Origin of the sequence: Streptomyces canus 299MFChir4.1 (assembly GCF_000383615.1) — a bacterium.
Taxonomy (GTDB): Bacteria; Actinomycetota; Actinomycetes; order Streptomycetales; family Streptomycetaceae; genus Streptomyces; species Streptomyces canus_C.
The window spans coordinates 22,393-29,085 of sequence record NZ_KB911641.1 but is presented as its reverse complement, the minus strand read 5'-3'; the positions used below and the strand labels follow the sequence as shown (position 1 = coordinate 29,085).

Annotated in this window: 5 protein-coding genes; 1 reads left to right on the top strand and 4 read right to left on the bottom strand. The window is 67.7% G+C overall.

Annotation, left to right across the window (positions count from 1 at the left end; translation table 11 throughout):
- Nucleotides 1–209: 209 nt before the first annotated feature.
- The 3 genes from H293_RS0146125 to H293_RS0146110 form a co-directional block, all read right to left on the bottom strand.
- Nucleotides 210–1,436 carry a sialidase family protein gene (locus tag H293_RS0146125; RefSeq protein ID WP_020124534.1) on the bottom strand — a complete coding sequence of 409 codons (1,227 nt, stop codon included), beginning with the start codon at nt 1,434–1,436 and terminating at the stop codon, nt 210–212.
- Nucleotides 1,437–1,935: 499 nt separating this feature from the next.
- Nucleotides 1,936–3,264, bottom strand: coding sequence for a GDSL-type esterase/lipase family protein (locus tag H293_RS0146115; protein WP_028808803.1), 1,329 nt, complete (start codon nt 3,262–3,264; stop codon nt 1,936–1,938).
- A 625-nt stretch (nt 3,265–3,889) separates the two neighbouring features.
- Nucleotides 3,890–4,471, bottom strand: a complete 582-nt coding sequence (locus tag H293_RS0146110; protein WP_028808802.1) for a hypothetical protein — start codon at nt 4,469–4,471, stop codon at nt 3,890–3,892.
- A 318-nt stretch (nt 4,472–4,789) separates the two neighbouring features.
- Between H293_RS0146110 and H293_RS58855 the strand changes: the two genes are divergently transcribed.
- Nucleotides 4,790–4,939 carry a hypothetical protein gene (locus tag H293_RS58855; protein WP_020124530.1) on the top strand — a complete coding sequence of 50 codons (150 nt, stop codon included), beginning with the start codon at nt 4,790–4,792 and terminating at the stop codon, nt 4,937–4,939.
- A gap of 1,029 nt (nt 4,940–5,968) precedes the next feature.
- On the opposite strand, the gene H293_RS0146100 is transcribed toward H293_RS58855, so the two are convergent.
- Nucleotides 5,969–6,673, bottom strand: a complete 705-nt coding sequence (locus tag H293_RS0146100) for a TetR/AcrR family transcriptional regulator (RefSeq protein ID WP_028808801.1) — start codon at nt 6,671–6,673, stop codon at nt 5,969–5,971.
- Between the last annotated feature and the right edge of the window lie 20 nt (nt 6,674–6,693).

The window sequence follows — 6,693 nt, the reverse complement described above, 5'->3', positions numbered from 1 at the left end:
TGCACACGATCGAGGGGCGGCCCGGGAAAGAGAACACGGGCCGGCAACCAGCCCTCTACACTCACCCAGACCGCCCCTGAACAGGGAAAACGTCAAAGTGCTGCTGGAGTATTGGGGCGGGCGCGGCCTGCCGTCACGGGCTGCGCCTCGGCCCCGAAGCTGATCGGTTCGGGGCCGAGGAGAGGCTCACACCGGGCGCCGGCCCAGTGCTAGGGCAGGCGGCCCGTCCCGAAGTACGTGCGGCACACCGTGCCTTCGAAGTCGGTGGCCAGCTGCAGGACGCGTTGCCCGTCCAACGAAGGCAGCAGTGGTGAACTGTAGTTCTGGCAGTAGTTCACTTGTGGATCAGGCACGGTCACCGGTGCGGTGATCGCCGTCCAGGGTCCGCTGCCGTTCTGCGAGTTGGTGAGGATCGTGCGTCCGCTGCCCGCGGCGACGCTGCCGTCGCGGTTGAGCAGGCGCTGCCCGATCAGCAGGAGCCTGCCGTCGGTTCCCTTGCCCGGCGTGGGAGCCCAGGCGATGGTCGGGGTGGCACGGAAGTACCTGCCGTCCGCCGTCTCGGGCCGGATGCCGAGGTTGGCGGGGTCACCCCAGTTCCAGCCGTCGGCGGAGGTCCGGTAGTGCACGACGCACTGGTACTGACCGCCGGGATTGCAGATCTCGTAGCTCATGAAGTAGGTGCCGTTGGGCAGCCGTCGCACCACCGGCATGCCGGGCCGGTCGGGAGTCCAGGAGCTGGCCACGGTGTTGTGGCGGTCCACCCAGTGCACCCCGTCGTAGGTGCGCACCGCGACGAGTTTCTGGCTGTGCGCGGCGTCGGTCTCGTCGGAGTAGTGGCAGACCAGGGCGCCGTCGGCGGCCACTGAGAACTCTGGTTCCCACAGCCCGCTCGTGCCGTTCGCGACGGCGCAGGACGACAGGTAGGACCATGTGCGGCCCACGTCGTTGCTCCGCCAGATCCGCAGCGCCATTCGGCGGTTCTGCTCGTCCTGGCCGGCGGAGGAGGCCCACAGCAGGGTGCCGGCCGGCAGTGCGCCCACCTGGCGGGGCAGCTCGAACAGGGTGGTGCAGCAGAGCCCCTGGCCGGCTGCGGACTCGGGGTCGGCGATCCTGCCGACCTCGCGGAAGGTCGTTCCCGAGTCCGTGCTCTCGTGGATCGCTCCGATGCCGTTGTTGCCGTCGAAGGTGACGACGCTGGCGAGGATGCGCCCGTTGGCCGCACCGTTGTGCGTGAGCCGGATGACCCGTGGATACAGACCTGTTCCGTCTCGCAGCGGGGTTCCGGTGGCCGTGAGGCCGGGCGGTGAGCCCGCCGGGCCGGTGTTCATGGGCGCGGGGGTGGCGGGGGCAGCTGCCAGCAGGCCCAGTACGCCGGTCAGTGCGAGTGCGAGGAGTCGATGCCGTCTGAGGGCATGCCGAAGTCGCAGGATCACCATGGTGCTCCTTCTCAATGGGCGAGTGCGGCGTCAGGCTAAAGCGGAATGTACATCGATGTAAACGGTCGGGATGCAAGCCGTTGGTGCGAAGCCGCCCGGCCGTCGGGGGCGACGTCCCCCCGTGCAGACGTTCCGTACTGCAGGAGGCCGTGACCCGCGTGACGCTGATTGAGCCGGATGGGAAGCCGGGCGGTGAGGAAGCGATGAGCCTGCTGATGCGCTGTGGCATGTGCGCGTCGTCCTCGGTCAGGGCGTAGCTGTCCGCCGCCGGCGTCGGCACGTGCGGCAGCACATGAACGAGCTCTCCCCGATGATGTGACCGACGTCGAGTACACCGCGGTTTGAAGTACTCGCCGACGAGCAGACGCGCTACCTCAAGGCCCAGCACCGCCGGCTCGTCGGCCATCCTGGGCGTCGCCCGCCAAGAACGACCAAGCGCCATCCGAACCGCTTCACCACCGATCCGGGGTGTGCTCGGCGTCGGCGCGCACGGGCCGGGTCATGGGGACGCGGACGCCGCCAGCATCGGGAGCGAGATGATATCGGCCAAGGCCTCCTGCCCGCTGATGTTGGCGTGGATACCGTCTCCGACGTCGTACGACGGATGGATGCTGTTCGGCTTCAAGGGATCCCTCAGCACCTGGTCGAAGGGAAGGACACCGTCACAGGTACCTGCGCAGTTGTTCCACTTCGACACGAACAGACCGACGGTGTTCCGGTCCTTGTTGTTTTGGTCCGTGTAACCCGGGCGAGGAGTGATAGGGGTGACGTACACCTTGATGCCCTCGGCATGCAGCCGCCGGAAGACGTCGCGGTAGCTGTCCAAGATCTGACCGGCGCCGCACCCGGACACGAGATCGTTGGTGCCGTAGTAGTAAAGGACACCTGTGACACCGTGGAGTGCAAGAACGTCGCGCTCCAGCCGGTTGACGCCTTCCAGGCCGCTCAGGGCCGGGTCGGTACGTGGACACGTTTCCGCGCTCGTGGTGCCTGCGATACCCGCGTTGGCGACGGTGAACCGCTGGTTGGCGGGCAGCTCTCGCGTGATGCGCCGGGCCACGTCGTCCGTCCACCGGAGGTTGGCGCCGGGGCGTTCGCAACCCGGTCCGCAGTTGGTCGATCCGACTCCGTCGACCACCGAACTCCCATAGGCGACAAGGGTGCCGCGCAGCCGCGGGTTGTGCACGTCGACGGCGCTGACCAGGTATGTGGAGCCGGTCGTCTCCGTGAACGGTGCACCCGAGGCGTCACCGGTGTGGTCACCGGAGCCGGGTGGGGTCAGGTAGTTGGTGCGGAAGGCGCTGTTGTGGATGCCCGGGGCGACCGTGCCGGAGACGGAGAGCGACACCGCGACGTCGTCCTCGGCCGAGGTGCGGAGCCTCGCAGGATCGCTCCACACCTCGCCGCCGGCCGGGACGACGACCGTGTTCCGGCCGGCGAACGTGACGGGGACCGGCTTGTCTTCCGTCGCGGCGCCGCTGCCGTCGCTGTGCGCGACCGTCGCCGCGTTCACGGTGAGAGGGGCCTGGCCGAAGGTGTTCTGGACGCGTATGCGCAGTGCGTCGCCTCCCTGGCTGAGGTGGCTGATCATCCGCACCGATTGATCACTCAGACTTGTGGAGGAGACACCCTGCTGGGAGCTGGCCCACGAGGTGAACCAGGCCCTGGACTTGGCCGGTTGTTCAGGCTCGGTGCTTGTGGTGGCGGCCGTGGTCGGTGCGCAGGCTGCCAGAACACTGGCGGCCAGGACAAGGACCAGACCCGCTGCCGAGCGGCCTGCCTTGGATGTCCGGCCCGGACCGAGTGCGCGGATAAGCAATGGGCTCATCGATTCCTGTCTTTCCGTGGAACTGGTGTCACGAGACTGAACGATCTACCCATCAGGCGCAAGCACTTCCCAGCCGATTGACCGACGGATCCACCGCTGACGTCCACGGCCCGCCTCGCACGGCAGCGGTCCGAAGTCCGCCGGAAACAGCGCTGCTTCGCGGCGGATTCCGCAACGCGACCGGGTCCTGCGGACCGGACGTGGACGTCCTCGCTCCAGCCCCGACCAGATCATCACCGACAAGGCCTGCAGCTCCCTCGAATTCCGCGCCTACCTGCGCAAACGCCGCATCATCTGCAACCATCCCGGAGAAAGCCGACCAGCAGCGACAGCGGCACAACCGCGGCAGTCGCGGTGGCCGGCCACCGGCGTACGGCCCTCGCGTCTACCGCCGCCGCAACGTCGTTGAACGGTGCTTCAACCGCCTCAAAGGCTTCCGCGGTATTGCCACCAGATACGACAAGACCGCCACCTCCTACGAGGTAGCGGTCAGTTTCGCGTCAATCCTGCTCTGGGCAAGATCCTTTGAAGACGGACCCCCGTCCGAACCAAGCGATCAGGTTCGGATGGCGGATGACCTCTGAGCCCTTTCAAGTGGGGCCTCCGCCGCCCAGGTTGGCCAGCCTCAACCGCTGCAGAGTCTGCACCCGCATGGTGCGGAACGCGGTCCGAGACGGAGGCAGGAGATGAGGAAGAAGATCCCACCGAGCACCATGTATCCGGCCACGCTCTTCAGATTCGGATCCGGTGCGGACGCCTGGAAGATGAACGACCATCCGGCCAGCATGGACAGGCTACCGGCAAGCATCATCGGCCACTGGCCGCCCATTCTGCGGCGGACAATGCCGACGATCAGTTGGACGAGTCCCGACACGATTGCCCAGGCCCCCCATGCCCGCAGGATCGCGGGCATACCTGAGCCGCCTGCGATGGCGAGACCGACGGCGCCGCCGAGACTGATCGCGATGTTCAGGCCCAGCAAACCGCGTACCACTCCAGCACCGCGGGATGCGTATGCGTCGACCACTGCCGCGCCGACGTCGAACAAGGGGTAGAGCACGAGCAGATCGATCGCGAGCAAGGTAAGCGGGGAGTTGGCCGCGAACAGCAGAGCAGCCCAGACGGCGGCGAAGGTGAACCGCACGAAGTACAAAGCGCGCAGGGCCGGGGCATTTCCTACTGCGACGCGAGATTCCACGGTGGTCACGTGACCCTTTCGGAACTGTTCAACAGGTGACAGGGCGATACAGGGGGGTGGCACATTCGTGGCACGTCCGGCTCTACCCAGTCGCGAACCTCCGCCCCGGGCCCAGTCAATGCCGACCGAACGTTCTGCTCCGACCTGAGGGTGCCGTTCGTACGATCACTTGTCAAGATAGAATGTTCTATCTGAGGAGTTGGAGTGAAGGGATGCTGTCGGTCGTAGTCAGCGCACCCCGGACCGGGGTGACAAGGCGTGCGGCAACCGCGTGCTCACTGAGCTTCTCCGAGGTGGCCACCGATCAAGTGAGGCTCCACGTATGGAGTGAGCCCCGATGACGGTCAGGGCGGCGACTCGAAGAAGGGCAGGAACGCGTCGCCGCTGACCAGCTCAGACACCCGTCGCCTGCCCTGCGTGCAGGTCGAGGAGGACGGCCGGCACCACTGCGGCGTCCTCACCTTCCTTGACCTGTAGCCGCTGGCTCCGTTTGGTGGCGTCGGTGAGGGCCAGGCTCTGGGTGACGAGGTCGTGGTCTCGGTGTCGCGGTACGTCGGGCAGCCGCCGCCCTTCGAGGGGCTGCTGCCCCCAGGAACTGGGGCCTCTCCAGTCTCCGGCGCTGGTAACCGAGTTGCTCGCGGCCTGGCATGACGAAAGGCTCTCCAGCCGTACCGCCCAGGCCCCCTCGGGAAGACTTACAGGGCCGTCCGAGGGCGGTACCCGCCGCTGGCCGGTGACAGCCGTACGGCCTGGTTGGGGCCGGCTTCCTCGCAGTCTTCCCATGGGTGACGCCAGGCGGATTTCGCAGGCGAGTGCCGCGAACCGAGCGGGTGCGGGGCGGCCATTGCCTGCAGGTCGTTCACCCGACTGGTCCGGGAGGCGCCGGTGAGGACGAAACAGGACGTGGGGGAAGACCGGAAACCAACGCATCCATGCGGGGCGCGCCATCGGGCGGCGCCGGCCGACGGGTTGGGCCGTGTACCGGACCAGGAGTGCGTGGTCGATCAGCATCACGGCGTATCGCCCGCCACCCTGGTGCCGCGTTTCACTTCCACGAACGCACGCAGTTTTGCTGCGTTGTTCGCCGTCGGCGGCGTTGCAGTGCACGAGGGCGTCGGCCATGCTCCGCTCGCCCACACCGATCGAGTGGGACACCTCCGGCGTCCAAGCCCAGGGGCCGTATACGCGCCAGAGCCGGCGGACGTCTTCGGCGAAGGCGAGGCGGGCGCGTACGACGGCGAGCGTGTGCGGTGTCCTTCAAGGAATGCGGCAGGCGTGCCGAGCTCACTGGAAGGCTCCTGCGGGCACCTTCAGGTGTGTGACGGCCTGGCTCGCGACGTACGCGGTTCGTCGCATGAGATCATCTCTCGCTCGTTCGCCGGAAGACGGTGCTACGGCTGCGCCGAGGAGAGTGCGGCACATTCCGCGAGTTCGGTCGCACCGGCGTCGTCACCCTGGCTGGCGCGTGGATCGGCTTTCCTCACTCATGTCCCGGCCGTGAGGGCACTACGTGGCCGGACAGTCACGAAGCTTCTGCAGATTTATGGGTGGGGCAGGAGGCAGTGGGCCCGGCCGGGACGGAGGGTGGGCCTGGAAGGACTGGAAGAGGTAGGTGACGAGGCGGCGGGCGGCGGGCAGGGCGGTTTCGGGGGGTTGCTGGGCCAGGCCGCTGACGGCCAGAAGGAGGATCGTGATGTCAGCGGGGTCGAAGTCGTCACGAAGTTGTCCGGCGGCGCGGGCGCGTTGGATCAGGCGTGACAGGCCCTCCTCCGCTCGGGTGCGCTCCCGGTTGCCGTCCAGTGCCGCAGGGAAGCGCGTCATGAACACCGTGTCGAAGCCGCGGTCGGTGACCAGCGTGGTGCAGGCCGTCTCCAGGAGGCGGAAGAGGCCGTGCGCCGGGTTCGGGTCGGCCAGTGCCTCCTCAAGGGCGGCCGTGCACACGGCGAGCTGATCGTCGTACGCAGCAGCCACGAGGGCGGAGCGGGTCGGGAAGTGACGGTAGAGGGTGGCCACGGCTACGCCGGCCCGGCGGGCGATCGCGCTCATGGGGGCGTCCACGCCCTGGGCCGCGAACACCCCGCGTGCGGCCTTCAGGATGCGTTCGCGGTTGTGGCGGGCGTCGGCGCGCAGGTCGGCAGGCGCGTCATCGGCTGGTCCGGGGGACGGCTCAGGGTTCGGACCGGCACCGTTGCGAGAACGTCGAGCAGGCAATGTGTCTCACTTTTCGCCGA